Below are 25,911 nucleotides of genomic sequence, written 5' to 3' on the forward strand. Positions count from 1 at the left end.
CCGGGGGCTCAGGCCGTGGTGTCGGTCCATGCGTAGGGCGGGGTCACGGGGCCGCTCGCGGGTCCGGCGCCCACGGTTTCCAGGTCCGCGTCGGCGGCCTTCATCAGCTGGGCGGCCACGTCCTTCATGGCCCGGCTCGCCGCGAGCTCGTCGCCGATGGCGGGTACGTCCACGTCCTGCGGGTTGCAGCGGGCGACCCCGTGTCCGGTGAGCCGTGCGGAGCCGGTGTCCAGCACCGCCTCCGCCCTGGTCGTCCCGTCGTCCTCGGTCAGCCCGAGGCGCAGTCTCCACTCCAGCGTGCGGGTCATCGCGCACCTCCTGCGACCGCGTCCGGTCGCGATGCGCCGCCTCGACGCGGTCCTGCCACCAGGATCCACCCGGCCGGGCGGGTTCGCCCGTTCCGGCTCGTCCTGCGGAGATCACACCGCCGAAAGCTCGTCCTGCGGAGATCACACTGCCGAAATAGGATGCAGGGTGTCCAATTCCATTGAAAGCGGGCGACGGCTGAACGTCGCACCGGGATCCGGCCCGTCGATACCCCGGACGGCCCAGCCGCGGCATGCCCCGGGTTGCGCCGCGCCGACGAACTCAGTGCGGAGCGGCCCATGAACCGGCGTCGTCCTCCCCGTTCGGCGAGTGCCGAGGAGTTGCTCACCACGCTGCAACAGCTCACCTCCCGGGCGCGCCGGGAGGTGGAGCTGCACCAGGCCCGGGTGGAGCTGGCCGAGGTGCTGCAACGCGAGATGCTCCCGGCGACGCTGCCCGCCCGTCCGGGGCTCCAGACCGCCGCCCGGTACACACCGGCCCGCAGCGGGCTGGACATCGGCGGTGACTGGTACGACGGTTTCGTGCTGCCGGACGGTGCGCTGGCCTTCGCCATCGGTGATGTGCAGGGGCACGACGTCGAGGCCGCCGCGTTCATGGGCCAGATCCGGATCGCCATGCGGGCGATAGCCGCCACCGCCGCGGACCCCGGCGAGGTAGTGGGCCGGACCAACGACCTGCTGGTCTCGGTGGGCTCCGGCCTCTTCGCGACCTGTACGTTCATCCGCCTCGACCCGGTGTCCCGGGAGCTGCAGAGCGCCCGGGCGGGGCATGTCGCGGCGGTGTGGGCCACGGCCGACGGGCGGTCCGGGGTGACCAGCGACGAGGGCGGGCTGCCCCTGGGGATCCAGGCGGGCGAGCACTATCCGGTCACCCGGCGGCGGCTGACCGCCCCGGGCGCGTTCGTCCTGGTCACGGACGGGGTGGTGGAGGGGCCCTCGTTCCCGATCGACCGCGGTCTGGACGCGGTGACCCGGCTGGTGCACGCCCGGGTCGGCGACGACGCCGGCGAACTGGCCGACGCGGTGCTGCGGGCGGCGGAGCAGACCGGGCACCAGGACGACGCCGCGGTGCTCGTGGTGCGGCACGGGACCGTACCCGGCCGGAACTGAGGGTGCGGCACGGGGCCGTACCCGGCCAGTACCGAGGGTGCGGACGGGAGCGTTCCGACCGCTGCCGGATCCGGGGCCACCGGCCCGGCCGGGTCCGCGGACCCGGCCGCGATCCGCCGGACAGCCCCTAGCGTGTCAAACAGCCGCCACCCGTCCGGGGCGGTGTCTGATGAGATGTGTGATCCGCAGCGAGAGAACCAGACGTGCGGCCGTGGCCGTACTACGTGTCCTGGCCGTCACCGCTGCCTACTACGCGGCCGGGGGGCTCGGCCTCATCCGGGAGGTGTCCGTCCACGGCGCGGTCGTCACACCGCTCTGGCCGCCGACGGGCATCGCGCTGGGGGCCCTGATCTACCTGGGCCTGAGCGCCTGGCCCGGGATCGCTCTGGGCTCCCTGCTCGTGGTCGCCACGCTCAGCGGCTCGGTCACGCCCTCCACCTTCGCCGTCGTGGCGGGGAACACCGCGGCCCCGGTCTGTTCGTACCTGATACTCCGCAGAGCGGGCTTCCGCAAGGAGCTGGACCGGCTGCGCGACGGGGTCATGCTGGTCTTCCTGGGCGCGCTGGCCGGCATGGTCATCAGCGCCACCGTGGGCGCGGGCATGCTGGTGGTGGACGGGAAGCTGCCCCTGAGCGGGTTCTGGCCGGTCTGGGCGGCGTGGTGGTCGGGGGACGCGATGGGGGTACTCGTGGTCACTCCCCTGCTGCTCGTGCTGCGCAGACTGCGGATGCCCCGGACCACCGACCGGTGGATCGAGGCGAGCGCGCTGCTGGTCGTCTCGGTCGTGGTCTCACTGGTGGCGACCCGGAGTTCACTGGCGATGATCTATCTGGTGTTCCCCCTGCTGATCTGGGCCGCCCTGCGTTTCCAGCTGGCGGGGAGCGCGCCCTGCGCACTGCTGGTGTCCGTACTGGCCGCGATCGCGGGAACGGAAGGGGTGGGTCCGTTCGAGGGCCAGACGATCCTTCATGTGATGGTCAACCTCGCCGTGCTCAACGGCTGTGTGGCGCTGACCGCGCTGTTGCTCGCGGCGCTCGTGACCGAACAGAGCAACATCCGGCACCGGATCGAGCGCGCCTGCGAGGAACTGGCCGAAGTGGTCGACCACCTGGCGCCGGGGAGGGCGGCGGCCGCCTGGCCGTCCCGGCCCGACGACGAACTCGACAGCCACTGAACACCTCGCGTCGCTCCGGCACCACCGATGACCCCGCTTCCACACCGAAACAATCCGGCCATCGGCCGTCACCACATGCACCCCCGCTCGTTTGTTGGCCGGGGAAGGTCTCCCGACAGCACACTGCCGCGGACGAACCTGGTGGACACACCGAGCAGTTGACCGGCGTACATGTCCGCACACAACCCGATTCAGGTGCATTCCAAATGCCAACACTTACTCACAGACCCAGTGATCCGGCACGGAACGGGACGAGATCCGAGTCAGTGCGCATGTCTGAACTTCACGAGAACTCCAGCGAAATGGCACGTCTGTGGATATCGTGCACCGAGCGAGGGCGCATCCGTCAGTCCATGAGATCGGCGGATGCGCCCCGTTTGTGACGATGCAACTGTGACTGGGGGGTTCATGGGGCATGTCGAGCTACCCGATTCGGACAGAACAGGACCCGTGGGACTGGCGGGGGCGCCACGTCCACGCACCGTCTCGAATCGGCCTCGCGGCAACGGACTCGAAGAATTGTGGCAGGCGCCGGCCTCACCGCGCGAGCGTTCCGGACCGGCCGCCGCGAAGAGCCGGGCCACCCGGTGCATACCCGTGGTCGCCGGTGTGGAGCTCCTCGGCCTCGGGGTTCCGGCCCTGCTCGTACTGCGCACCGGCGGACAGTCCCGGGCCGTGCTGGCCGCGGCCGTGGCCACACTGGCGTGGTCCGCGCTGCGGGCCGTGCGCGGCCGGTACGCGCAGCGGCCGCCGGGCGGACCGCCGGGGGTGCTGAGCACGGCCGGCGACTGGCTGCTGTTCATAGGCGCGCTCACCGTGCTGCACACCGCGACCGGCCATGCGCTCGACCCCGCGACGGCGGTCGTGGCACTGCTGCCCGGGCTGCCGGCCGGGATCGCGGCGCAGTCCCTGCGGCGGCTGCCGTGGCCGGGGCGCCGGACGCGGACGGTCCGGCGGGTGCTGGTGGTGGGCGAGGCTCCGGGCGTGGACCGCGCCGTCCGGTTGCTCGCGGCCCGCGCGGACCATCCGTACGCGGTCGTGGCCGCGGTCCCGGTGGGGACCGCGCCGCTGGAGTGCGGGGTGCCGGTGCCGGGCCGGCTGGCACCGGCACCGGCCGACGACGATGTGTCGACCGTGCTGGGCGGCGCCTTCGCCCAGGACGCGGACCTGGCGCTGGTGGTCCCCGGGCCCCAGCTCTCCGAGGAGCGGCTGCGCCGGCTCTCCTGGGGACTGCACGACGGCGGGCTCGCGCTGTCCGTCCTCCCGGGCCTCTCCGGCATCGCGGCCGGCCGGGTACGGGCCACCGCCGCGGCCGGGCTCACCCTGCTGCACATCGCGCCGCCGCTGCGCCGGGGGCCTCAGCCGGCCCTGAAGGCCGTCGTGGACCGGGTCGGCGCCGCCCTCGGCCTGCTGGTGCTGACACCCCTGCTGGTGCTGATCGGGGCGGCGGTACGGTTCGACTCCGACGGGCCGGTGTTCCACCGTCAGATCCGCCAGGGGCGGCACAACCGGCCATTCACGATGTGGAAGTTCCGCACCATGGTGGCCGACGCCGAGGCACACAAGGACCGGCTCCGCACCGCGAACGAGATCGACGGCCCGATGTTCAAGATGCGCCGCGATCCCCGGGTGACCGGAATCGGCCGCCTGCTGCGCCGAACGTCCCTGGACGAGCTCCCGCAGTTGCTCAACGTGCTCCGCGGCGACATGTCGCTGGTCGGCCCGCGCCCGCCGCTGCCGGAGGAGGTGTCCCGCTACGACGAGCGCGAGTTCCGGCGGCTGTCGGTCAAGCCGGGGCTGACCGGCCTGTGGCAGGTCAGCGGCCGCTCGGACCTGTCCTGGCAGGAGACGGTCTCGCTCGATCTGTGGTACGTCGACAACTGGTCGGTGGCCACGGACATGGGACTCATGGCCCGTACGCTGCGCGCCGTCACCGACGGCCGCGGGGCCTACTGAGAGCGGCGACCGGCAATGCGAGTGGCACGACGTCCCTTACGTACCAACGGTGTTCGGCCGAATTCGGAGCTGCGCGGGCTGCCGGTCCAGCCACCACGCGTAGGTCTGGGCGATCCCGTCACGCAGCGCGATCCGCGGTGCGAAACCCAGCGAGGCGAGCCGGGAGATGTCGAGCAGTTTGCGCGGGGTGCCGTCGGGCTTCGTGATGTCCCATTCGACGACACCCTGAAAGTCCGTCACATCCTGTACCGTGGCCGCCAGTTCACGGATCGTCAGATCGACTCCGCAACCGATGTTGACCGGCTCGTCGCCGTCATAACGCTCCAGCAGCAGAAGGCACGCGTCGGCCAGGTCGTCCACGTGCAGGAACTCCCGGCGGGGGCTGCCGGAGCCCCAGAGTGTGACCGTGGGCGAACCGTCCCGGCGCGCCTCGTGGAAGCGCCGGATCAGCGCGGGCAGCACGTGCGAGGACTCCAGGTCGAAGTTGTCGCCCGGACCGTAGAGGTTGGTGGGCATGGCGCTGATGTACGAGGCTCCGTACTGCCGGCGGTAGGAGCGGGTCTGCACGATCCCGGCGATCTTGGCCAGTGCGTACGCCTCATTGGTCGGCTCCAACGGGCCGGTGAGCAGGGCGCTTTCGGGGATCGGCTGCGGGGCGCGCCTGGGGTAGATGCAGGACGAGCCGAGGAAGAGCAGCCGCTCGACCCCGGCCGCGTGCGCCCCGGCGACGACGCTCAGCTGGATGCGCAGATTGTCCTCGATGAACTGCACCGGATACGTGTTGTTGGCCATGATCCCGCCGACCTTGGCGGCGGCCAGCACCACCGCGTCCGGACGGGCCTCGCGGAGGAACGCCTCGGTCCGGGCGGTGTCGCGCAGATCGAGCCGGTCGCGGTCGCGGGTGATCACCTCGTGCCCCTCGGCGGTGAGGCGGCGCGCCACCGCCGAGCCGACCAGGCCGCGGTGGCCCGCGACGAACACACGGGCACCGGATCGCAGGAGGCAACGGACGGATTCCTGAGCCGGGCCGGGGAGATCAGTCGTCATGGCCCGGATTCTGCCAGCACCCGCAGCCTGCGGTGATGTTTTGCCGCAGAACGCTCAATCCCGGTATTTCGGCGGGAAATATTCGGTGCGGAACAACAGCCGCTGAGGCGACCAGAGAAGGGGGAGTCGTGGCGAAGACCGCGCTCATCACCGGTGTGACCGGACAGGACGGCTCGTACCTGTCCGAGCTGCTGCTCGACAAGGGGTACACGGTCCATGGCCTGATACGCCGCTCGTCGAGCTTCAACACCGAGCGCATAGACCACATCTACCAGGGACCGGAGGAGGAGAACCGCTCGTTCGTCCTGCACCACGCCGATCTCGCCGACGGTGTCGCGCTGGTGAATCTGCTGCGTGACATCCGGCCGGACGAGGTCTACAACCTGGGTGCGCAGTCGCACGTCCGCGTCTCGTTCGACGCACCGCTGTACACCGGTGACATCACCGGACTCGGCACCATCCGGCTGCTGGAGGCGGTCCGCGCGAGCGGGATCGACACCCGGGTCTATCAGGCGTCCTCGTCCGAGATGTTCGGCGCCACCCCGCCGCCGCAGAACGAGGACACCCCGTTCCATCCGCGGAGCCCGTACAGCGTCGCCAAGGTCTACTCGTACTGGTCCACGGTCAACTACCGTGAGGCGTACGGCATGTTCGCGGTCAACGGGATCCTCTTCAACCACGAGTCCCCGCGCCGCGGCGAGACCTTCGTGACCCGGAAGATCACTCGCGGGGTGGCCAGGATCAAGGCGGGCCTGCAGACCCACCTCCACCTGGGCAACCTCGATGCCGTACGCGACTGGGGATACGCCCCCGAGTACGTCGAGGCGATGTGGCGGATGCTCCAGTGCGACGTCCCGGACGACTACGTGGTGGCCACCGGCGAGGGCGTCAGTGTGCGGCAGTTCCTGGATTACGCCTTCGCGCACGCGGGTCTGGACTGGCGCGAGCACGTCCGGCACGACGCCAAGTACGAAAGACCCAGCGAGGTCGATGCCCTGATCGGGGACGCCACCAAGGCCGAGGAACAGCTCGGCTGGAAACCGGTCGTGCGGTCGCGGGAGCTCGCCAGGATCATGGTCGAGGCGGACATCCGCCAGCTGTCCGACCAACTCGCCGGAGCCGCCGTGCGGGTGGACCGATGAGACAGCCCGGCACCGGTACAACAGCCACCGCGGCGATCCGGCCGCGGCCCGTTCTCACCTTCGGAGCTGAATGATGTACGCAACCACGGGCCGCGTACCCGGCCGCGGCCGGGTACGCGCCGCTGCCGCCGCGCTCTGCCTGCTCGCCGGAGCACTGTCCGCAGCCGCCGCGTCCGGGGGCTCCCCGGCCACGGCCCTGACCCCGCCGGTCTCCCTGACCGCGGACGACCTCACCACCTGGCAGACCAACGGCATCGTCTGGTCGATGGCCGCGTCGGCCGCCGGTGTCGTCTACACCGGCGGCACCTTCTCCACCGTCCGGCCGCCGGACGCGGCACCCGGCACCTCGGAACGGCCCGCGGTGAACTTCGCCGCCTTCGATGCCGCGACCGGCGCGCCGACCGGTTGCAGCCTGTCGTTCACACTCTCGTCCGGCACGGCGACGGTACGGGCGCTGGCGCTCTCGCCGGACCAGAAGACCCTTTACGTCGGCGGGCGGTTCGGGTCGGTGAGCGGTGTCGGGGTGAGCAACATCGCCGCGATCGACACCGCGAGCTGCACGCCGCGCAAGGACTTCAAGGTCTCCGTCTCGGCGACGGTGCGGGCCCTCGCCGTGACCACGGACACCGTGTATCTGGGCGGGGACTTCAACACGGTGGCCGGGCAGACCAGGAACAAGTTCGCCGCGGTCACCACGGGCGCCGCGCTGAAGCCGTGGAAGGCGAACGCGGACGAGATCGGCCGGGCCGTCGAGGTGACGCCCGACCGCAAGCACGTACTGCTCGGCGGCAACTTCTTCAAGGTGAACGGCACCACGTCGCACGCACTGGCGGTGGTGGACGCCACGACCGGGGCGGTGACCAAGAGCTATCCGGCCGGGTTCATTCCCAACACCTCCACGGTGCAGGACCTGACCACGGACGCCACCGGCTTCTACACCGCCAACGAGGGCACCGGAGGCGGTGTCTTCGACGGCCGGATCGCACTGGACCTGAGCGACTTCGAGCAGCGCTGGCGGGACACCTGCCTCGGCGCCACCCAGGCCGTCCTGGTGCACGACGGCGTGCTGTACAGCGGGAGCCACGCCCATGACTGCGCCACGATGGGCGAGTTCCCCAACCAGCCGCGCAAGCATCTGCTGGCCCAGTCCGTGGACGACCCGAAGCTGCTGCCCTGGTTCCCGGACACCAACGACGGGATCGGGGAGCCGGTCGGGCCCCGGGTGATGGCGCAGACCGACAAGGGCGGCCACCACTACCTGTGGGTCGGCGGCGAGTTCACCACCGTCAACGGCTCCGCGCAGCAGGGCCTGACCAGGTTCGCCGACGGTCCCGACACCGGGGCCCCGTGGGTGCCCAACGTCACCCTGTCCACGATCGCCCCGGGGAAGGTGGTGGTCGACTGGCAGACCAGCTTCGACACCGACGACGGGGAACTCACCTACCGGATCTACAAGGACGGCGCGAGCACCCCGGTGCACACCACGACCGGCTACTCGCTGTTCTGGGACCGGCCGCAGCTGAGCTGGACCGACACGGACGTGGCGCCGGGCGAGACCCACTCGTACCGGATCAGTGCGAGCGACGGCACCAACACCAGTGCCAAGTCGGCCGCCGTGTCCGCCACCGTGGCGTCGGCGGCGCCGAAGTACCCCGCCAAGGTGCTCGCGGACGGCGCTTCGCTCTACTGGCGTTACGACGAGGCCGCCTCGACCCTCGCGGGCGACAGCAGCGGCGGGCGGGACAACGGATTCGTGCGCAACTCCCCCACCCGGCGGGTGACCCCGGCCGCGGTCGCGGGCCCCTCGACCGCGATCGGCCTCAACGGTTCGACGCAGTACGTGTACAGCAACAAGCGCCATCCGCAGCCGGCCAGGTTCTCGGTGGAGACCTGGATCAGGACGACGAGCACCAAGGGCGGGAAGATCGTCGGCTTCGGCAGTCTGACCATGCAGAACAGCACTCAGTACGACAAGCATGTGTACATGCGTGACGACGGCCGGCTGGTCTTCGGGGTGAAGAGCGGCAGTGCCCGGACCGTCACCACACCCGCCGCGTACAACAACGGCGCCTGGCACCACGTCGTCGCCACCCAGGGCCCCGGTGGCATGGCGCTGTACGTCGACGGGCAGCTCCGCGCCTCCAGCACCCTGTACACCGGCAACGAGAAGTACGACGGCTACTGGCGGGTGGGCGGGGACAACCTGAACGGCTGGCCGTCCAGGCCTACGAGCGACTTCTTCGCCGGGCAGATCGACGAGACCGCCGTCTACCCGACCGCACTGAGCAGCGCGCAGATCAGTGCCCACTACGCGCTGAGGACAGCCGGATGAGGCATCCGTTCCGGGCCGGTGCCGCCGTCGTCGTAGTGACGGCGGTGCTGGCCGCCTGCGGCTCGTCCGCCGAGGGGCGGGGCGGCGCCGACGGCGCCGGACCGGCGGCCACCCGGGCCCCGCTCGCCGCCCCGTCGGCGGGGACCGGCACGGGCGCCGCCGACGGCCCCGCGACGCCGCACACGAGTGCGCCGCCGAAGCTGCCCAGCGATGAACTCACCCCGGCCACCGGCTCGTTCAGCAGGAAGCAGAAGGAATATCTGGTCGACCGGGTGCCCAGGGGCATGGACCCGGCAGCCGTGCTGCAGACCGGTCAGGAGACCTGCGACAGGCTGCGGTTCCTGGTGAAGGCCGACCGGGACGTCGCGGTCGGTGCGATCGTGACGGGTGAGATCGCCGATGCGAAACCCGCTGTCGAGCACCTCTGCACCAGGCACCGGGACCTGCTGCGGGAGGCCGAGCGGGGCTACCCGGACGGCACGTACAGGAACGAACAGATCCGGCCGGGCCGCTACCGCGACGTCTCCCCCACCGGAAGCTGCGCCTGGCGGATCACCGGGGCGGACGGCGGCACCCTGGTCTCCGGCTCCGCCGCCGGGAAGCGGACCTCGATCACCGTGCCTCGGCAGGCCCGTGTCTTCACCTCCACAGGCTGCTACGCCTGGCTGCCCGAAGGAGACCTCGGATGAGCAAGCTGCCGATAGCCGTGGCGATCCCCACGAAGAACGAGGGGCTCAACATCGCCGAGGCGGTGACATCGGTACTCGGCCATTTCGAGGCGGTCGTCGTCGTCGATTCGCACAGCACCGACGAGACGGCGAAGATCGCCGAGGAGTGCGGGGCCGAGGTGATCACGTACACCTGGGACGGTGGTCATCCGCGCAAGAAGCAATGGTGTCTGGACCATGTCCGCACGGACCTGGACTGGATCCTGCTGCTCGACGGCGACGAGCGGATCGGTCCCGGGCTGCTGGCCGAACTGCGGCAGATCTTCGCCGACCCGGCCGCGCCGAAGCCCGCGGCGTACGACGTTCCGCTCGGCTACTGGTTCTCCGGGAAGCGGCTGCGGCACGGCTACACCATCCGCAAGCGCTCGCTGACCGACCGCACCCGCTGCCGGTATCCGGAGGTGGGCGATCTGGACGCGCCGGGCATCGGCGAGGTCGAGGGCCACTACCAGCCGGTCGCCGACTCGGTCGGTTCGCTGCGCAATCCGATCGAGCACCAGGATCTCGACCCGGTCACCGCCTGGTTCGAGCGGCACAACCGCTACTCGGACTGGGAGGCGTGGCTGGAGCACCACCCCGAGGTCAAGGAACAGGTGCGCAGGGTGAAATCGCGCCAGGGTCAGCTGTTCCACAAGGCGCCGTTCAAGCCACTGGTGTCGTTCGCGTACATGTATCTGTACCGGCGGGGGTTCCTCGACGGGCGGGCGGGGTTCGACTTCGCACTGGCGATGAGCTTCTACCGCTGGCAGATCACCCTCAAGTCCCGTGAGGGGAAGACCGTTTGACCCGCTTGCCGCTCCGGCGGACCACGTCCTCGTAGGTCCGCCGGAGCGTCGCGGTCACTGCCTCGATGGTGAAGTCCTCGTTGACGAGGTCCCAGGCCGCCCTGCCGGTACGGGTGTTGGTCTCCGGTTCGAGGAGTTCCAGGACGGCGGTGGCGACCTTGAGGGCGTTCTTCGCGTCCTCGCCGACCCGGCTGTCGATCACCCGGCCCGCGCCCGCGCGCGCCACGTCGGGGCCGAGTCCGCAGGTACGGGTGACGACCACGGGCGTGCCGACCGACATCGCTTCGAGGACGGACACACCGAGGGGTTCCTCGATCGACGGCAGTACGTACACATCGGCCCGCCGTCCGGCCGCCAGGACCTCCTCGTGACCGAGCGGCCCCACATGGTCGAGCGATGCCGTCACCCCCAGAGCGCGGGCGAGTTCGAGGGTGGCGGGGAGCGCGCCGGTGTCGGGGCCGGCCAGCACGAAGCGGGCGTCCGGGTGCCGGGCCAGGACCGCGGGCATCGCCGCGACGAAGTCCTCCGGGCGCTTGCGCTCCTGGATCCGGGCGAGAAAGAGAACCGTCGGCGGCCGCCCCGGCTCGCGGGCGGGCTTGAGCTCCTGCGGGCGCACCCCGTTGACCAGCCGTACGGTGCGGGCCGGCGGGACCGGTGCGGCGACGGCGTTCACATCGAGGCGTTCCGTCTCGGTGAGGTGCAGCAGGGCATCGGCCCCGCGCAGCACCCTGCGCACCCCGAGCAGATCGGTGAGCCGGGCGACCCGGTTCTCGGTGGGGTCCACCATGCCGTGCGTCTGGACGACCAGCGGGGTGCGGGAGGCCAGGGCGAGCAGCGCGGCGGGCAGTGTCACCAGGTCGCGCATCAGATGGACATGGACGATGTCGGCGCCGCGCATCATGCGGTGTGCGGTGAGCAGGAGCGCCCCGGAGGTGATGCCGCTGACCTCGAACGCGGGAAGCAGATGGCGGGCCGGGAAGAGATGGGCCGGCACCCCCTCGATCCCGCGCGGGAGCGGGCCCTCGAAACCGTCTCCGAGTGCCATGATCCTGGCGTCGTCACCAACGGCCCGCTGGACCTTCGACAGGTTGAGCGCCACCCTGGTCGGGCCGCCGAACGCGTGGTCCGGGGTGTGCAGTGTGACGATGTGCAGGATCTTCACCGGGGTTCCCCTCCACCACGTCCGACGCCTCACAGACTAGTCATCCAAACCCCCCAAGTGGGTTGATTCGTTAGAGTGTTCACAGGTCCACGGAAACGGGGAGCACATGACGTCCGTGCACGAGGCGGCGCCGTCCGCACCCGTACCGGAACACGGCCTGCGGGAGCCGGGCCCCGCACAGGCGGAGCCCAGGTCGTGGACCATGCTCTCGCGCGCGCTGGCCGTGCCCCTCATCCTGGCCCTGGCCTGTTTCCTGCCCGCGGTGATCGCCGCTCAGCCGGGCACCGGGGTCCGCGACACCGCGTACTGGCTCCAGCTCGTGCTGACCTGTTATGCCGGGATCCGGCTCGCGACCATGATCCTTTCCACCCGGCGGCGTCTGTTGCAGGGCATCTTCTGGATGTTCGTGTACATCGCGATGGGGGTGGCGCCGTTCGCCCAGGCCGTCATCGGGCAGACGCCCACCCCGGTGGTCGGGCCACGGTCGGATCTGGTGACGGCCGTCGCGCTGATCCTGGTGGGCTGTGCCGCGTTCGACCTGGGGGCCCTGCTGGCGTCCCGGCGGCCGCTGCGGCGGCGGGCCGCCGTGCGCTCCGGGGGGCGCCCGGCCGTGGCGCACCGGAGGCGGCTCGGGCTGCTGGTGCTGCTGGCCTTCCTGGCGAGCGGCTACTACATCCTGAAGGTCGGCGGGCCCGCGGTCTTCTTCACCAGCCGTCAGGAGATCAGTGTCTCGGTCGCGGGGAGCGGGGTGGGGTCGGACGGATCCAACGTGGGGTCGGCCTTCCTCAAGGGCTTCGGCACGGTACCCGCGCTGCTCGCGCTGCTCTTCTTCACCCGTCGGCTGGTGACCTCGCGCGCGGCCCGGCGCTCCCCGTCGACGGTGCTGGCCTGGGCCGGTCTCCTCGTCCTCAATGTGATCGTCAACAACCCGTTCTCCAACGCCCGTTACTGGTTCCTGACGGTGCTGGTCGCACTGCTGTTCACCGCGTTCCCGAGCAGTGCGGCGATGTACCGCTCGGTGCTGGCCATGGGGGTGGTCGGGGCGCTGGTGCTCTTCCCGTACGCGGACCGGTTCCGGTACGACAGTGCGGGGTACCGGCCGGTGGACTCCTCATCGGTGTTCGAGCCGCTGGCCACCAAGGACTACGACCAGACGGTGATGTTCGCCAACACCATCACCTGGGTCGACACCCGCGGCCACACCTACGGGCGTCAACTGGCGGGCACCGCCCTCTTCTTCGTGCCCCGGTCGGTGTGGAGCGGCAAGCCGGAGGACACCGGGGTGCGCGTCGGCCAGTGGATGGGGATGAACATGACCAACCTGTCGGCGCCGTTGTGGACCGAGCTCTGGGTCGACTTCGGCGCGCCGGGCATGGTCGGTGCTTTCGCGCTGATCGGGTATGCCGCCGCCCGTACCGACCGGCGGTACGCGCGGGCGGTCTCCAGGGACGGTCCGGGGCCCGGCGGCATCCTGGCCGTCACCGCGCCGCTGGTCGCCGGGTACACCTTCATTCTGCTGCGCGGGCCGCTGTTGCAGTCCGCCGGCAAACCGGCCGTCGCGGCGCTCTGCCTGCTGCTGGTCACGAGCTTCCGTCGGGACGTGCGGCGCCCGCGCTGACGGGCGCCGGCACCGCGTCGGCGCGGGACCCGAGCCGGGCCACCCTGGTCCAGGTGGCGACGGCCTTGCATCCGGATCCCAGGCACAGGCCCCAGGCCGCGCCCGGCACTCCGCCCAGCGCGTAGCCGCCGGCCAGGAAGGCGACGGCGGCGAGCGAGAAGACCACCTGGATGGCGAGCGTGGTGCGCGGGTCGAGCATCCGCAGGGCCAGCAGCCCGCAGGTGCCGACGGCCATCGCCGCGTACTGGCTGCCGGTCGCCGGGAGCAGGGCGGCGGCCGTGGGCCAGGTGTCGCCCAGCAGCCGGCGTCCGGCCGGGTCGGGCAGCAGGGACAGGACGACGGCCCAGGCGGCGGCGACGGCCGCCAGGACGGCCGCGAGCACGGCGGCGGCCCGCACCCTGCGCCGTTCGTCGGCGAGCCTGCCCAGCAGCGGCGGGCCGAAGCCGGTGGCCGAGGTGAACAGCACGTTCAACGGCCCGAAGAGGGTGGTCGCGCCGCGCAGCGCGCCGACCACCAGCGGGTTGCCGACCGCGCCGAGTCCGAGGACGGAGAGCTGGCCGGTGGCGTTGCCCACCGCGAACTCCACGACGAAGCGCCGCCCGAGATGGCCGCGCCGCAGCAGGACCTTCAGCCGCAGCGGTGTCCCGGCCGCCCTCCGGTGCAGCAGGGCGGCCGAGAGCAGCAGGGCCGGCAGCGCGGCGAGCCCCCACACCAGGACGAGCCGGGCCGCCGGGACGCCGTGCGGCTGGAGGGCCAGCGCGCCCAGCACACCGGCCAGTCGGAGCACGTCGCCCGCCAGCGCCAGCTGCGGCAGGTGCAGGGTGGAAAAGGCGTAACGCATGGTGTCCTGGCCCAGCACCACCGGCAGGACGAGTCCCAGCGCCATCAGGGCCTGCGCGGTGGCGCCCGGCAGCAGCAGGCAGACACCGGCCAGTGGCGCGCCGAGCGCCGCCGACGCGAGCAGTGTGAAGACCACCGCCGACCGGCAGGCGCCGCGCACCTCCTCGCCCCCGCCGCGCCGCAGCACGAGCGGCTGCCCGGTGTAGGCGCCGGACACCCCCAGCAGCACCGTGAAGACGAGGTAGACCGCCGAGAAGCGGGCGAAGTCGGCCACGGTGGAGAGCCGGGCGGCCGTCACCAGCACCAGGATGTTGGTGAGCGCGGCCACCCCCTGGTCCGCGACCGAGCAGAGGATCGCGGTGCGTGCCCTCATCTGTGTCCGGCGGTGGAGTCGAAGGCGCGCAGCCCCAGCGTCTCGGCGGGGTCACCGGTCTGTTCCGGCCCGTTGCCCGCTTCGTCCCGGTGCGGCCGGCCGCCGCCCGGGCGGCGCTTGGCGGCCTTCCTGCGGGCCCGGCGCTCGTGGCGGCTCAGGCCGGGGTGCAGCAGGGCGCCGAGCACGGAGCCGCCCGCCGCGCCGATGATCTCCCGGATCCGCTCCAGGTCGCTGCGGTGCGCCTCGCGCGGGTCGCAGACCACCACGACGCCCTCGACCCGGTCGATCAGCGCGACGGCGTCGGCGTACGACAGCACGGGCGGGGCCAGCACGATGACGACGGCGTCGGGCCGGTCGCCCTCGGCGACGATCCGGCCGACGGGTGCCGACGTCAGGGCGCGCGGCACGTTCTCCGTGCGCCGGCCCGCTATCAGGGTGAAGGCGCCCGAACCGGGCACGTCCACGTTCATCTGGCTGTCCGAGGGCCAGGCGCGCCGGCCCCGGGTCGCCCAGCGCGGCCGGGTAATCTGCGCCGCCGGACCCAGGTCCCTGGCCAGGGCGGGGGTACGCAGATCGGCCTCGACCAGGATCACGTCGCGGCCCATCTCGGCGAAGGCCGCAGCCAGATTGGCCGCGGCGGCGGCCGCCTCGGCTCCGTCCCCGCGCGGGGCAGTGACCAGGAGTCTGCGGCGTTCGGCGAACGACGGATCGTAGGCGAGCCGGAAGGCCACCGCGCGGTACTCCTCGGCGAGCCTGCTCCCGCTCCGTCCGATGGCCAGCAGCGAGCCGCCGTACGCACGCTCCCTGGGCAGGGTGCCCAGCAGTGGCGCGCCGAGCGAGCGGACCAGCTCCCGGGTCGAGCGCACGGCCGGGTCGAAGACCAGACGCACCCAGGACAGCAGCAGTCCCAGTGCGAGACCGACGACGCCGCCGAGCCCCAGCAGCAGTGGCAGTCCGGCTCCGGTGGGCTCGCTCGGGGCGGCGGGCTTCTTCGTCAGGTATCCGGGGGTGGTGTCCAGTGCCCGCAACTCGGAGATCTTCCGGTTGAGTTCGGAGATCGCGACCACGAGGTTGGCCCGTGCGCTGGTCACGTCGTTGCCGCCGCCGGTCTGCGCCGCGAGTTGGTCGCGCTGTTCGGTGAGCGGCGCGAGCTGGGCGCGGTAGCCGTCCACCATGTTGGCGATGCTGTTCTCGGTGCGCTGGCGGCGAATCTCCAGATAGGCGTCGGCGAGCGCCTGGGCCCGCGCCTTCGCCAGTGCGGGGGTCCGGCCGGTGTAGGAGAAGCGGAGCACGAGGGTGTTGGGCGGGTTGGTGACCTGGAGGCCGGAGAGCAGCGGCCCGACCGCCACCCGGTCGCCCCTTCCGGCCAGGGTGGTGACGGCCAGGGTGCCCACGGTGTCGCTGACGGCGGTCTGCCGTTCGGAACCGATGTTGATGCCCTTGTCGGCGGAGGCGCCGGCGGCGAAGGGGTCCGAGGCGGCGGAGCGCACGACGACCTCGCCCGTCGATGTGTAGTTCTCCTCGCCGCTCAGCGCGAGCCAGCCGCCGCCGATGAGCCCGGCGACCACGCCGGAGGCGAGCAGGGCCCGGTAGCGCAGGAGCTGGCGGAACTGGTCCCTCAGCAGCGCGGGTTCGTCCTGGTCCTCCAGGGTGCGGATCGGCTGGTTCATCGACGTGGTCTCCCTCTGTCGTCCGCGAGGACCTCGGTGAGCAGGGCGTCGAAGCGGGCCAGGCCCGCCTCACGGCTCAGGTGACGTGCGACGTACTGCGGCCCCCTGGCGCCGAGCGCGTCCGCCCCCGCCGGTGCCTCGACGAGCTTCCGTACGGCCGAGAGCAGCGCCGCGGGGTCCTCCGGGGCGACGAGGAGCCCGGCGCCGGACCGCTGGACCTCCTGGGCGGTGCCGCCCCCGTCGGCGACCGAGGCCACCACGGGCCGGCCCGAGACGAAGTAGGAGGTGAGTTTGGACGGGACGCTCATGTCGAGCACGGAGGCCCGCTGTGTCACCGCGAGTACGTCGGCGGCGGCGAGGACGTCCGTGAACTCGTCCGCGTCGGCCGGGGGCAGGATGTCGAGGTTGCGCAGGCCCGCGGCGCGCGCCAGCAGCGCCTCGCGCTGATTGCCGTCCCCCATGAGCACCACGCGTATCCCGGGCGCCAGCCGGGCCGCGTCGACGAGGACCTCCAGACCCTGTTTGAGCCCCATGTTCCCGGAGTGCAGGACCACCGGGGTGCCCTCGCTCCAGCCGAGCCGTGCCCGGGTGACGGCCCGGTCGGCGGAAGAGGCCCGTACATGCGACCAGTTGGGCACCGTACGGATGCGGCCCGGGTCCACTCCGTAGGCGGTGACGCGGGGCACGAAGGTCTCGTGGATGACGCCGACGAGGGCCGCGGAGCGCAGCGCGTACCGCTCGGCGGCGGAGGCGACGGCCGCGGCACGGTCCCCGCCCCGGATGCCGCTCTGCGCGGCGGCGGCGCCCATCAGGTCCTGCACGACGGGTATGTACGGGACCCCGTGGCGGCCGGCCAGCCGGGCACCGATGACACCCCCGGCGAGACTGGGCATCTGGGAGACCACCGCGTCCGGCGGCCGGGCGGCGGGCGGCGACAGCAGACCATGACCCAGCACCGTAGCCTCGAACGCCGCTCTGCGCAGGGCGGTCTGACGGGACGGCACATAGTGTCTTCGCCGGTGCACGGTGACCCCGGCCCGCTTCTCGGCCACCCGCCACACCCCCCGGTACTCCGCGTCGGTCCGCCAGGACGGGTAGTGCGGCATCCCGGTCAGTACGTGGGTCTCCGCCCCGGCCTGTGCCCAGTGCTCGGCGAGCTGCGCGGCGTACGGGCCGATGCCCGTCAGCTCGGGTGCGTAGTTCGTCGAGACGACCAGCAGGGTACGTCCCTCGAACAGCTTGTGACGATCGGCATCGGACATGGACGCCCGCCTTCCCCCGGAAAATTCCGTGTTCCCCCGGATTCCCCCCGGGGGAACAGCCCCAAAAGCGAGCTTATCCGTTCACGTGATGCGCAAGTGGTCTTCACAGTAAGGTCGTTGCTCCATCAACACCGATACCGATATCCCACCGCACCGGATGCGATGTCCGGAAAACTGCTGCGGGACACGGACATCACGTTCACCGTGGGGGGAGAGAACGGATGGTGCACAGGGTCGGCTACGCACCCGGGGTCTACGACCTCTTCCATGTGGGGCACCTCAACATCCTGCGGCACGCCCGCAGTCAGTGCGACTACCTAGTCGCCGGAGTCGTCTCGGACGAGATGGCCGCACTCGCCAAGGGCCATCGGCCGGTGATCCCGCTGCCCGAGCGGCTGGAGATCGTGCGCAGCGTGCGGTACGTGGACGCGGCGTTCGTCGAGACGGTGCCCGACAAGGTCGAGACCTGGCAGCAGGTGAGGTTCGACGTGATCTTCAAGGGGGACGACTGGCGGGACACGGAGAAGGGGAAACGGCTGGAACGCGACTTCGCCGAGGTCGGCGTGGAGGTCGTCTACTTCCCGTACACCGTGCACACGTCCAGCACCCAGCTGCGGCGGGCGCTGGACACGCTCGTCAGTCCGCAGTCCGGAGCGCTCTGAGCTCCCTGAACCACTTGGCGAGGAACGCCACCAGGAACAGCGCGTGCACGGCGGCGAGCGCCGCATAGGCGATGCGGAACGCGGTGCGGTCGCCGAGAAGCAGAAAGACCAGGCAGAACACTCCGTAGTCGGCGGGCAGCAGTGCCACGGCCCGCAGCCGCGAGGCCGGGGCGGCGGTGCCGGTGCCCGCGGCGGGCCGGGCGGCCGCCTTCCCGAGCTGTTCGCGCAGCAGTCCCGCGCAGAACGTCAGCACCGCCGTGAACAGGAAGCCCAACGGCAGCAGCAGCCAGCCCTCGCCGGGCAGTCCGGAGAACCGCTGGAAGGAGATCAGCACGGCGGTGTGGACGAGGATCATCTTGGCGCAGTCCACGACATGGTCCAGCCACTCGCCGTCCGGGCCTCCCCCGCCGGTGAGCCTGGCCAGCTGGCCGTCGGCCGAGTCGAGGGCGAAGCCGATGACGAGACCCGCGTACACCGCGACCGCCAGCCCGGAGGACGGCCGGACGAGCGCCACCGAGCCGATCGCCGCGAAGGTGAACGCGGCGCTGATCAAAGTGACTTGATTGGGAGTCAGCCGGATCCGGTACGCGCCGGCCGCGAGGACCCGGCCGGCCGGACGGTTCACGTACCGCGAGTAGAGCGACACCCCCTTGGCCGTCTTCTGCGCGCCGCGCAGCTCACGCAGGACCGTGCCCGTGTTCCCCATCCGCCCCCCAGCGTCCAGCCGTCGCGAGCGGCGGCGCAACGGTGCCGGCCTCGGCACAGCGGTGCGCGGACGCCGCCGTCAGAGCCGCATCATGGCACGCGGGCCCGGTCCTTCGCGGCCCCGCGGGGCCTTTCGTCCGGATCAGGCGGAGGCGGTGCGGCACTCCGGGTGGCCCCAGCCGTTGGGGTTCTTGGCGATCATGTCCTGTGCCGCGTAGGGCTTTCCGCAGTGGCAGCGGCCGGCGAACCTGGCCTTGATGGTGCTCCCGGAACGGGCGGGGCGTGCCGCGCCCGTCGTCTTCTTCGCCGTCTCGCCGCCGCGCCGCCCCTCGGTCGCCCGGGCGGGGGCCGGGGTGGGCAGCTGTGCGGAACCGTGCGCGGTTCCGGCCGGCCGCTGTGCCACCGCGGCCTCGCTGGCCGCCTGGTCGGCGAGCGCGTTGAGCGGGTCGCCGTCCACCTGGTGGGCCGGGACGTAGGTGAAGCGCACGGTCCGGCCGGTCAGCCGGTCGTCGATGGCGGTCACCAGGTCCCGGTTGGCTACGGGCTTGCCGGCCGAGGTCTTCCAGCCGTTACGCTTCCATCCCGGCAGCCACTTGGTCACCGCGTTCATCGCGTACTGCGAGTCCATCCGTACCTCGATCGGCACAGCGGGGTCGGTCGACCCCAACAGCTCCAGCAGCGCGGTGAGTTCGGCGATGTTGTTGGTCGCGGTGCCCAGCGGTCCCGCTTCCCAGCGCTCGGGCCGGCCCTGCGCGTCGGCGACGACCCATGCCCAGGCCGCAGGTCCCGGATTGCCCTTGGACGCCCCGTCACACGCGGCGATGATGCTCTCGTTCATGTCCTCGATCATGCCAGCGTCGCGGCACCCCTCCGTAACCGTGACTCCGAGTGACGATTCGAGGTGCGGTGGCCCGGCGGCGCTGGTTCTCTGATGGAGCCCGCTCTTCCCAACCGCACAAGGAGCGATGATGAGCGTTGCACGTGAATCCGGTGACCGTGCGCAGCAGCTGCGTGACAAGGCCCGGCACATGACCGAGGCCGCCGAGCGCACCACCGACCCTGAGCAGCGCCAGCGGCTCCAGGAGAAGGCCCGGAAGCTCCAGGAGCAGTGCGAGCAACAGGGCGACATGGGCGGCGGAAGCATCCGCCCGCCCAAGTAGCACCTGCCTCACGCCAACGGCCGACGTCTTGCCGCTCTTCCATGAGTGGGCGGCAAGCCGTCGGCCGCCGTGTTGCCGCCGGTGTCCCTCCGGGTTGTTGACGTTCTTCCGGCACAGGCCCTAGGTTGCGGTAAGCGCTTTCCAGCCGCACTCAGGAGTCTCGGGACATGAGCAGTCCACTGCGCATCACGCACGCCCACGGTGACCGGATCACGGTCACGGAGGAGCACGGCGGCGTCGATCTGATCAGCTACGTCTACCGACCGGAAGCGGCCTGGGAAGCCCCCAAGCCGTACATCCACCCCATGCGCACACTGGCCGATAACGTTGTCACCGACTACCGGCCCAGTGATCACCGCTGGCACAAGGGCCTCCAGATGACGGCCTCCCACCTCTCCGGGCAGAACCTGTGGGGCGGCAACACCTACGTGCACGGCCAGGACTACGTGCCGCTGCCCGAGCGGGTCGGGTCGATGGCGCACATCGGATTCGACGAGGTGTCGGCCGAGGCCGGGCGCGCGGTCGTCGCGGAGCGGCTGAGCTGGCGCCACAACGACGGTACGCACTGGGCCGACGAGCTGCGCCGGGTCGAGCTGCACGACGTCGAGCACACCGGATCCAGCTCCGGTGCCACCGGCGGGCCCGGTGGCAGCTGGACACTGACCTGGTCCAGCGCGATCACCAACCGGCGTACCGAGCCGCTGCTCTTCGGCAGCCCGACGACCCACGGCCGGGAGGCGGCCGGCTACACGGGCCTCTTCTGGCGCGGACCGCGCGCCTTCCGCGGCGGCCGGATCCTGGGCCCGGACGGAGAGGGCCCGGGGCTGATGGGGACGCAGGCACCCTGGCTGGCGTACAGCGGCGAACACGACGGCGCCGACGGGCACGCCACGCTGATCTTCCAGCACGCCCCGGAGAACGATCACACGGGAGCGGGCGGCACCCACCCGGCGCACTGGTTCGTCCGCGACGAGCCCTTCGCGGCCGTCGCCCCCTCCTTCGCCTTCCACGAGGAACTGGAGCTCGCCCCGGGCGACACCCTGTCCCGCCGCTACCGGGTCACCGTCGCGGACGGTGCCTGGGACCGGGAGCGGATCGCCGACCACCTGGCGGCGCACCCGTGGTGAACGTGGACACCGACGGCCCCGGCCTGTACGTGGAGCTGCCGCTCGACGATTCCGGCCGGGCCCGGCTGCGCGGTCTCGGGGCCGGGCCCGTGTGGTTCGCCGAGCCGGGAACCGCCGCCGCGGCGGACGCCCGGGCGCTCGCGGGGGCCGGCATCGCGCTCGGCAATCCTCGGGCGGCCTGGGTGGCCGAAGCACCCCGGCTCCGGTGGCTGCAGCTCGCCTCGGTCGGGATCGACGGCTATCTCGGCCTGGACTGGCCGGTCCTCGGCCGTCGGCTGACCGTCACCAACCTGGGTGACCTCTTCGCGGGACCGGTGGCCGAGTCGTGTCTGGCGGGCGTCCTGGCGCTGCACCGCGGCATCGACGAGCTCGCCGTGCTGCGTTCCCGCGGCACCTGGGCGAAGTCCGCCGTCCGGCCGCGCCTTCGGCTGCTGTCCGGGTCGCGGGTCCTGGTGCTGGGCCGGGGGTCCATCGCCCGGCGGTTCGCCGAGCTGCTCGGGCCGTTCGGCTGCCGGGTGTCGCACTTCGCGCGCGGCTCGGGCGACATCCGCACACCGGCCGAACTCGACGAACGACTGCCCGGCTTCGACGTGGTGGTGGGGCTGCTGCCCGGCACGCCCGCGACGGACGGACTGCTCGACGCGCGCCGGCTCGCGCTGCTGCGGCCGGGGGCCGTTCTGGTGAACGCCGGCCGGGGTTCGCTGGTGGACGAGGAGGCGCTGGTCTCCGAGCTGTCCTCCGGGCGGCTCGGCGGTGCGGTGCTGGACGTGACGGGGCAGGAGCCGCTGCCCGCCGGGCATCCCCTGTGGTCCTGCCCGAACGTCGTCCTCACCCAGCACACCGCGGGTGGCTCCACGGACGAGAGCGCACGGGTCGTCGACCTGTTCGCCGACAACCTGCTCCGGCTCGGGGCCGGTGAACCGCTGCGCAACCCCGTGCGGTGGACCAGAGGATTCTGAGGACGCGAGACATGCCCGAATCTGCTTCCGCGCACCCCGGTGCGCTCGTCGATGACGCAGTGCGCATCGCGGCGCTCCGGCCGGTGCTGCTCAGCGCGCCGTACGCCGATCCGGAGAATCTGGAGGTACGCGTGGCGCTGCCCACGGGGTGGCGCACGACGGGGCTGGTCGAGGTGACCCTGGACGACGGGACGACCGGTCTCGGCGAAGGCTATCTCGCCGTCTTCGCCCCGCAGGTCTTCGTCTCCACGGTCGAACTGCTCGCCCCCTACCTGGTCGGACGTCCGGCCGGGGACCTGGCTGAGCGCTACCGGGACATGGTGCACATCACGGGGTACTGGAGCCTTCAGGGAGCGGCCCGCCATGTCGTCTCCGCCGTGGAGGCGGCCCTGGTCGACGCCCTCGGGAAACGGGCCGGTGTGCCGGCGTACGAGCTGCTGGGCGGCCGTCGTACGGACCGGATCCGGCTCTACGCCAGCGGGGGCGACTCGACCTCTCCGGCGGCGATGAGGGCCGAGATCGCGGCTGTCGCCGCCCTCGGGATCGACACCTTCAAGATCAGGGCGCGGGGCCACGAGGCGGACAAGGCGATCTGGACGCTTGAGCAGGCGGCCCGGCACGGGGTGGGGATCGCCGTCGACATGGCGCAGAACCTTCATGACCCCGGCCAGTCGGCGGCGGACGCGCTGGCGTTCCTCGACGCGGTGCGGGCCGGCACACGGCAGCCGGTGCGTTTTCTGGAGGAGCCGCTGGGCCCCGCCCGTACACATGAGTACCCCGCGCTGCGGCGGGCGGCCGGTTGCCCGGTGGCGGGCGGGGAGACCGTCACCACCGCGCGGGAGCTGCTGGAACGCATGGCCGCGGGTTGCTACGACATGGTGCAGCCGGACGCCACGGTCGTCGGTGGGCCGGTGCAGACGCTGGCCGTCTTCGCGGGTGCCGCGGAACACGGCGTCGACCCGGTCGTGCACTGCTGGGGCAGTGCGGTGTGCCAGGCGGCCAACTACCACGCCGCGTTCGCCGGTGGCGGCCGGCTGGCCGAGTGGCCGATGCCCGCATACCCCCTGCGGTCCGAGCTCCTGGTCGAGCCCTTCCGCATCGAGGCGGGCCATCTGCTCGCTCCGCAGGCGCCCGGGCTCGGCGTCCGGCTCACCCCGCAGACCGAGCGGCGGTACGCCTTCCGCGGTGATGCCGTCTACCGCTGCCTGGCCACACTGCCACCGGCCGCGCCGGGCCGGTGGAGCGCCGGCTGACCGGGCGACCGGGGCGAAAGCGCCGGCGGTGGGGCCGGATCCTCTTGCATACACAATGGGAAAACGCTTTCAGTGCGGCTATCGTAGCCCTATGCAGAGCCAGGTCAATCGACGTTCCGCCCGCCCCCGCCCGTCGTCCGCCGTGACGCTCCAGCAGGTCGCGCAGGACGCCGGGGTCTCTCTCGCCACGGCTTCGCGCGTCCTCAGCGACAGCGACCGCAACGTGACCCAGGAGCTCCAGGAGCGGGTCCTGGAGGCGGCCGCCCGGCTCCGCTACGTGTCCAACGCGCCCGCCCGCGCTCTGGTGCAGTCCACCACATCCATCGTCGGCCTGGTCGTGCACGATGTGAACGACGCGTACTACTCCGCCATCGCGGCCGGCGTCATGGAGGTCGCCCGCGACCACAAGCTCCTGGTGATGCTGGCGGGCACCTTCCACGAGCCCGGACTCCAGGCGGAGTACGTGGCCCGGCTGCGGGCACAGCGGGCCCGCGCCGTGGTCCTCGCCGGATCGGGCTTCACCGACGCGAACCCCGCGCTCGCCCAGGAGTTGGAGGCCTTCGCGGCACAGGGCGGCCGGGTGACCGCGATCGCGCACCAGGGCCTTCCGGTGGACACGATCGCGCCGGGCAACCGCGAGGGCGGCCGGGCGGTCGCCGAGCACCTCGCCGCGCTGGGGCACACCGAGATCGGCGTCATCTGCGGACCGCTGGCGCTTTTCTCCGTACAGGAACGGCTGCACGGCTTCCTGGAACGGGCCGCCGAGCTCGGCGTCGTCGTGCAGGAGCACCACCGCGTCGAGGCCGACTTCACCCGGGAGGGCGGCCGGGCCGCGGCGGTGCGGCTGTTCCGCAGGTCGCCGGGGATCACCGCGCTGTTCGCGCTCAACGACGCCATGGCGCTGGGGGCGCTCGCCGCGCTCCGTGACGACCTCGGCAGGGGCGTTCCCTCCGAAGTCTCCGTCGTCGGCTTCGACGACCTGCCCGTGGCCGGCGACGTCACACCCGCGCTGACCACCGTGCGGCTGCCGCTGGAGGAGATCGGCCGCCGGGCGCTGCTGCTGGCCCTCGGCGACGCGACGGCCTCGCCGCGCACGCTCGCCGTTCCTTCACGCCTGGTGGTGCGGGCCAGCACGGCTCCGCCGCCCCGGGTGACCGGCTGAGTTCCTGCCCGGCCACGGAGCCGTCGGGAACGGCAGGTTGACGCATTAAAGAAGCGGATCCCCGGCTTGATGCACCAAGTTGCCGAGCTTTTCCCTGCAACCCTCTTGAAATAATGCATTAACCCCCACCACACTGAGGTCAACGCCGATTGACGCGTCAAATCCGAGAGGGTGGTGGCTGGATGGGTACGTCCGGGCCCAAGTACCAGCGCATCAAGGACGAGTTGCGGGCCGAGGTGGCTCGTGACGAGTTCGAGGCCGGTGCTCCGTTCATCACTCAGAACCAGCTCCGCGAGCGCTTCCAGGTCAGCTCCACCACCGCCGTCCGGGCGCTCAACGACCTTGTCGCCGAAGGGCTGCTGGTGCGGCGACGCGGCCAGGGGACCTTTGTCGCCGACCCCGGTGACCGGGCGGCAGCGGAGCCCTCACCGGCACACCGGTCCGGAGTGATCGCCTGCGTCATCAGCGGCCAGGGGCCCTACCAGTCGGAGGTACTGCGCGGCATCGAGTCCGGCTGTTCGGAGCGCGGGATGCGGCTGTTCTTCTCCGACTCCGCCGTCCACATGACCGAGACCGGGCACGCCGCGCACGACGCCTCGCTGGCCCGCCAGGACCAGGCGCTGCGCCAGGCCGTCGAGGACCGGGTCGACGGCATCATCCTCTACCCCGTCCAGGGCGCGCCCGATCCCGATGTCCTCGCCGAGATCCGGCGCCTGCGGATCCCCATGGTGCTGGTCGACCGGTATTTCCCCGGCCTCGCCATCGACGCGGTCACCGCCGACAACTACGACGTCGGCTACCGGCTCACCGAACATCTGCTGGCCGACGGCCACGAGCGGATAGCGACGCTCTGGGGCGAGACGCAGTGCACCAGCGTCCACGACCGGATGACCGGGCACAAGCAGGCGCTGCGCGCCCATGACCAGCCGCTGCTCCCCCAGTTGACCGCGCTGCGCTCGTACACGGCGCTGTCCGAGGACGAGCGCAAGCAGTTGCTGACCGACCTGCTCGGCTCGCCCGAGCCGCCGACCGCCCTGCTGTGTGCCCACGGTTTCGCCGTCGCCACCGCCGCCGCCGATCTGGCCTCGCTCGGCATTGCCGTGCCCGACGAGATCGTGCTGGCCGGGATGGACGACGCCGGACCCTACGACCTGCTGCCGCTCACCAGCTTCGCCGCCCGGCTCCCCGCCCGGGAGATCGGCCTGCGGGCGGTCGAGCAACTGGTCACCCGGATCGCGGAGCGCACGGCGGGCGAGGACCCGTACCGCAGCGCCGAGCAGATCGTGCTCCCCGTCCGGATCAGGACGCGCGAGTCCGTGCCGGTCCGGCTCCGTACCGTCGCCGCCCGCCGGCCCTGA

Annotated in this window: 23 protein-coding genes; 15 read left to right on the plus strand and 8 right to left on the minus strand. The window is 71.7% G+C overall.

The annotated features are described in order from the left end of the window. Nucleotides 1-8: 8 nt before the first annotated feature. Nucleotides 9-308, minus strand: coding sequence for a DUF1876 domain-containing protein (locus ABZ622_RS23440; RefSeq protein ID WP_360546124.1), 300 nt, complete (start codon nt 306-308; stop codon nt 9-11). A gap of 297 nt (nt 309-605) precedes the next feature. Here ABZ622_RS23440 and ABZ622_RS23445 point away from each other — a divergent pair, with 297 nt between their 5' ends. The 3 genes from ABZ622_RS23445 (at nt 606) to ABZ622_RS23455 (ending at nt 4,566) form a co-directional block, all read left to right on the plus strand. Continuing rightward, a complete protein-coding gene (locus ABZ622_RS23445) occupies nt 606-1,436 on the plus strand; it encodes a PP2C family protein-serine/threonine phosphatase (RefSeq protein WP_360546126.1) in 831 nt (276 codons plus the stop codon). 178 nt (nt 1,437-1,614) lie between these two features. Further along, nucleotides 1,615-2,610, plus strand: a complete 996-nt coding sequence (locus ABZ622_RS23450) for an MASE1 domain-containing protein (protein WP_360546128.1) — start codon at nt 1,615-1,617, stop codon at nt 2,608-2,610. Between the two features lie 408 nt (nt 2,611-3,018). Next, a complete protein-coding gene (locus ABZ622_RS23455; protein ID WP_360546231.1) occupies nt 3,019-4,566 on the plus strand; it encodes an exopolysaccharide biosynthesis polyprenyl glycosylphosphotransferase in 1,548 nt (515 codons plus the stop codon). A gap of 36 nt (nt 4,567-4,602) precedes the next feature. On the opposite strand, the gene ABZ622_RS23460 is transcribed toward ABZ622_RS23455, so the two are convergent. Continuing rightward, complete coding sequence (locus ABZ622_RS23460; protein ID WP_360546130.1) at nt 4,603-5,613, minus strand: GDP-L-fucose synthase; 1,011 nt, start codon at nt 5,611-5,613, stop codon at nt 4,603-4,605. A 128-nt stretch (nt 5,614-5,741) separates the two neighbouring features. Here ABZ622_RS23460 and gmd point away from each other — a divergent pair, with 128 nt between their 5' ends. The 4 genes from gmd (at nt 5,742) to ABZ622_RS23480 (ending at nt 10,600) form a co-directional block, all read left to right on the plus strand. Continuing rightward, nucleotides 5,742-6,755, plus strand: coding sequence for a GDP-mannose 4,6-dehydratase (gene gmd / locus ABZ622_RS23465; protein WP_360546132.1), 1,014 nt, complete (start codon nt 5,742-5,744; stop codon nt 6,753-6,755). Between the two features lie 70 nt (nt 6,756-6,825). After that, nucleotides 6,826-9,087, plus strand: a complete 2,262-nt coding sequence (locus tag ABZ622_RS23470) for a LamG domain-containing protein (RefSeq protein ID WP_360546134.1) — start codon at nt 6,826-6,828, stop codon at nt 9,085-9,087. After that, a complete protein-coding gene (locus tag ABZ622_RS23475; protein ID WP_360546136.1) occupies nt 9,084-9,776 on the plus strand; it encodes a hypothetical protein in 693 nt (230 codons plus the stop codon). Before ABZ622_RS23470 ends, ABZ622_RS23475 begins: the two co-directional genes overlap by 4 nt. Then, nucleotides 9,773-10,600 carry a glycosyltransferase family 2 protein gene (locus ABZ622_RS23480; protein ID WP_360546138.1) on the plus strand — a complete coding sequence of 276 codons (828 nt, stop codon included), beginning with the start codon at nt 9,773-9,775 and terminating at the stop codon, nt 10,598-10,600. The genes ABZ622_RS23475 and ABZ622_RS23480 overlap by 4 nt, the downstream gene beginning before the upstream one ends. Here ABZ622_RS23480 and ABZ622_RS23485 read toward each other — a convergent pair. Continuing rightward, the gene (locus tag ABZ622_RS23485) at nt 10,572-11,762 is read right to left on the minus strand and encodes a glycosyltransferase (RefSeq protein ID WP_360546140.1); all 1,191 of its coding nucleotides are present in this window, start codon (nt 11,760-11,762) and stop codon (nt 10,572-10,574) included. The genes ABZ622_RS23480 and ABZ622_RS23485 overlap by 29 nt on opposite strands. Before the next feature lie 106 nt (nt 11,763-11,868). On the opposite strand from ABZ622_RS23485, the gene ABZ622_RS23490 reads away from it, so the two are divergent. Then, nucleotides 11,869-13,380: a hypothetical protein gene (locus ABZ622_RS23490; RefSeq protein ID WP_360546142.1), complete on the plus strand. Its 1,512-nt coding sequence runs from the start codon at nt 11,869-11,871 to the stop codon at nt 13,378-13,380. Here the strand turns inward: ABZ622_RS23490 and ABZ622_RS23495 are convergent. The 3 genes from ABZ622_RS23495 to ABZ622_RS23505 are packed head-to-tail and all read right to left on the minus strand — an operon-like array spanning nt 13,343 to nt 17,525. Then, entirely contained in the window at nt 13,343-14,593 is a 1,251-nt protein-coding gene (locus ABZ622_RS23495) for a hypothetical protein (RefSeq protein WP_360546144.1), read from the minus strand. The two genes, ABZ622_RS23490 and ABZ622_RS23495, sit on opposite strands and share 38 nt — an antisense overlap. Beyond that, nucleotides 14,590-16,263, minus strand: coding sequence for a lipopolysaccharide biosynthesis protein (locus ABZ622_RS23500; RefSeq protein ID WP_360546146.1), 1,674 nt, complete (start codon nt 16,261-16,263; stop codon nt 14,590-14,592). The genes ABZ622_RS23495 and ABZ622_RS23500 overlap by 4 nt, the downstream gene beginning before the upstream one ends. Next, a complete protein-coding gene (locus ABZ622_RS23505; RefSeq protein ID WP_360546148.1) occupies nt 16,260-17,525 on the minus strand; it encodes a glycosyltransferase in 1,266 nt (421 codons plus the stop codon). Before ABZ622_RS23505 ends, ABZ622_RS23500 begins: the two co-directional genes overlap by 4 nt. A 221-nt stretch (nt 17,526-17,746) precedes the next feature. Between ABZ622_RS23505 and ABZ622_RS23510 the strand changes: the two genes are divergently transcribed. Continuing rightward, on the plus strand, nt 17,747-18,187 hold the full coding sequence (locus tag ABZ622_RS23510; RefSeq protein WP_266692647.1) for an adenylyltransferase/cytidyltransferase family protein: 441 nt from the start codon (nt 17,747-17,749) through the stop codon (nt 18,185-18,187). Here ABZ622_RS23510 and ABZ622_RS23515 read toward each other — a convergent pair. After that, nucleotides 18,162-18,893, minus strand: a complete 732-nt coding sequence (locus ABZ622_RS23515) for a CDP-alcohol phosphatidyltransferase family protein (protein ID WP_360546150.1) — start codon at nt 18,891-18,893, stop codon at nt 18,162-18,164. The genes ABZ622_RS23510 and ABZ622_RS23515 overlap by 26 nt on opposite strands. A 141-nt stretch (nt 18,894-19,034) precedes the next feature. Continuing rightward, nucleotides 19,035-19,730, minus strand: coding sequence for an RNase H family protein (locus tag ABZ622_RS23520; RefSeq protein WP_360546152.1), 696 nt, complete (start codon nt 19,728-19,730; stop codon nt 19,035-19,037). Between the two features lie 130 nt (nt 19,731-19,860). Here ABZ622_RS23520 and ABZ622_RS23525 point away from each other — a divergent pair, with 130 nt between their 5' ends. The 6 genes from ABZ622_RS23525 (at nt 19,861) to ABZ622_RS23550 (ending at nt 25,911) form a co-directional block, all read left to right on the plus strand. Next, on the plus strand, nt 19,861-20,052 hold the full coding sequence (locus tag ABZ622_RS23525; RefSeq protein ID WP_266692642.1) for a DUF6381 family protein: 192 nt from the start codon (nt 19,861-19,863) through the stop codon (nt 20,050-20,052). Between the two features lie 167 nt (nt 20,053-20,219). Next, nucleotides 20,220-21,179, plus strand: a complete 960-nt coding sequence (locus ABZ622_RS23530) for a PmoA family protein (RefSeq protein WP_360546154.1) — start codon at nt 20,220-20,222, stop codon at nt 21,177-21,179. Continuing rightward, nucleotides 21,176-22,138 (plus strand): D-2-hydroxyacid dehydrogenase, encoded by a 963-nt coding sequence (locus ABZ622_RS23535; RefSeq protein ID WP_360546156.1) that lies wholly within the window; start codon nt 21,176-21,178, stop codon nt 22,136-22,138. The genes ABZ622_RS23530 and ABZ622_RS23535 overlap by 4 nt, the downstream gene beginning before the upstream one ends. An 11-nt stretch (nt 22,139-22,149) precedes the next feature. Continuing rightward, nucleotides 22,150-23,391 carry a mandelate racemase/muconate lactonizing enzyme family protein gene (locus ABZ622_RS23540; protein WP_360546158.1) on the plus strand — a complete coding sequence of 414 codons (1,242 nt, stop codon included), beginning with the start codon at nt 22,150-22,152 and terminating at the stop codon, nt 23,389-23,391. Nucleotides 23,392-23,482: 91 nt separating this feature from the next. Then, nucleotides 23,483-24,553, plus strand: coding sequence for a LacI family DNA-binding transcriptional regulator (locus ABZ622_RS23545; protein ID WP_360546160.1), 1,071 nt, complete (start codon nt 23,483-23,485; stop codon nt 24,551-24,553). 182 nt (nt 24,554-24,735) lie between these two features. Beyond that, nucleotides 24,736-25,911 (plus strand): GntR family transcriptional regulator, encoded by a 1,176-nt coding sequence (locus ABZ622_RS23550; protein WP_360546162.1) that lies wholly within the window; start codon nt 24,736-24,738, stop codon nt 25,909-25,911.

The organism is Streptomyces sp. NPDC007164 (assembly GCF_040634135.1).
GTDB lineage: Bacteria > Actinomycetota > Actinomycetes > Streptomycetales > Streptomycetaceae > Streptomyces > Streptomyces sanglieri.

Excerpts from the sequence above, each read along its gene's own strand:
- ABZ622_RS23440 (WP_360546124.1), bottom strand. The coding sequence starts at position 308 with ATGACCCGCACGCTGGAGTGGAGACTGCGCCTCGGGCTGACCGAGGAC.
- ABZ622_RS23445 (WP_360546126.1), top strand. The coding sequence starts at position 606 with ATGAACCGGCGTCGTCCTCCCCGTTCGGCGAGTGCCGAGGAGTTGCTC.
- ABZ622_RS23455 (WP_360546231.1), top strand. The coding sequence starts at position 3,019 with ATGGGGCATGTCGAGCTACCCGATTCGGACAGAACAGGACCCGTGGGA.
- ABZ622_RS23460 (WP_360546130.1), bottom strand. The coding sequence starts at position 5,613 with ATGACGACTGATCTCCCCGGCCCGGCTCAGGAATCCGTCCGTTGCCTC.
- ABZ622_RS23470 (WP_360546134.1), top strand. The coding sequence starts at position 6,826 with ATGATGTACGCAACCACGGGCCGCGTACCCGGCCGCGGCCGGGTACGC.
- ABZ622_RS23475 (WP_360546136.1), top strand. The coding sequence starts at position 9,084 with ATGAGGCATCCGTTCCGGGCCGGTGCCGCCGTCGTCGTAGTGACGGCG.
- ABZ622_RS23480 (WP_360546138.1), top strand. The coding sequence starts at position 9,773 with ATGAGCAAGCTGCCGATAGCCGTGGCGATCCCCACGAAGAACGAGGGG.
- ABZ622_RS23490 (WP_360546142.1), top strand. The coding sequence starts at position 11,869 with ATGACGTCCGTGCACGAGGCGGCGCCGTCCGCACCCGTACCGGAACAC.
- ABZ622_RS23495 (WP_360546144.1), bottom strand. The coding sequence starts at position 14,593 with ATGAGGGCACGCACCGCGATCCTCTGCTCGGTCGCGGACCAGGGGGTG.
- ABZ622_RS23500 (WP_360546146.1), bottom strand. The coding sequence starts at position 16,263 with ATGAACCAGCCGATCCGCACCCTGGAGGACCAGGACGAACCCGCGCTG.
- ABZ622_RS23505 (WP_360546148.1), bottom strand. The coding sequence starts at position 17,525 with ATGTCCGATGCCGATCGTCACAAGCTGTTCGAGGGACGTACCCTGCTG.
- ABZ622_RS23510 (WP_266692647.1), top strand. The coding sequence starts at position 17,747 with ATGGTGCACAGGGTCGGCTACGCACCCGGGGTCTACGACCTCTTCCAT.
- ABZ622_RS23515 (WP_360546150.1), bottom strand. The coding sequence starts at position 18,893 with ATGGGGAACACGGGCACGGTCCTGCGTGAGCTGCGCGGCGCGCAGAAG.
- ABZ622_RS23520 (WP_360546152.1), bottom strand. The coding sequence starts at position 19,730 with ATGAACGAGAGCATCATCGCCGCGTGTGACGGGGCGTCCAAGGGCAAT.
- ABZ622_RS23525 (WP_266692642.1), top strand. The coding sequence starts at position 19,861 with ATGAGCGTTGCACGTGAATCCGGTGACCGTGCGCAGCAGCTGCGTGAC.
- ABZ622_RS23530 (WP_360546154.1), top strand. The coding sequence starts at position 20,220 with ATGAGCAGTCCACTGCGCATCACGCACGCCCACGGTGACCGGATCACG.
- ABZ622_RS23540 (WP_360546158.1), top strand. The coding sequence starts at position 22,150 with ATGCCCGAATCTGCTTCCGCGCACCCCGGTGCGCTCGTCGATGACGCA.
- ABZ622_RS23545 (WP_360546160.1), top strand. The coding sequence starts at position 23,483 with ATGCAGAGCCAGGTCAATCGACGTTCCGCCCGCCCCCGCCCGTCGTCC.
- ABZ622_RS23550 (WP_360546162.1), top strand. The coding sequence starts at position 24,736 with ATGGGTACGTCCGGGCCCAAGTACCAGCGCATCAAGGACGAGTTGCGG.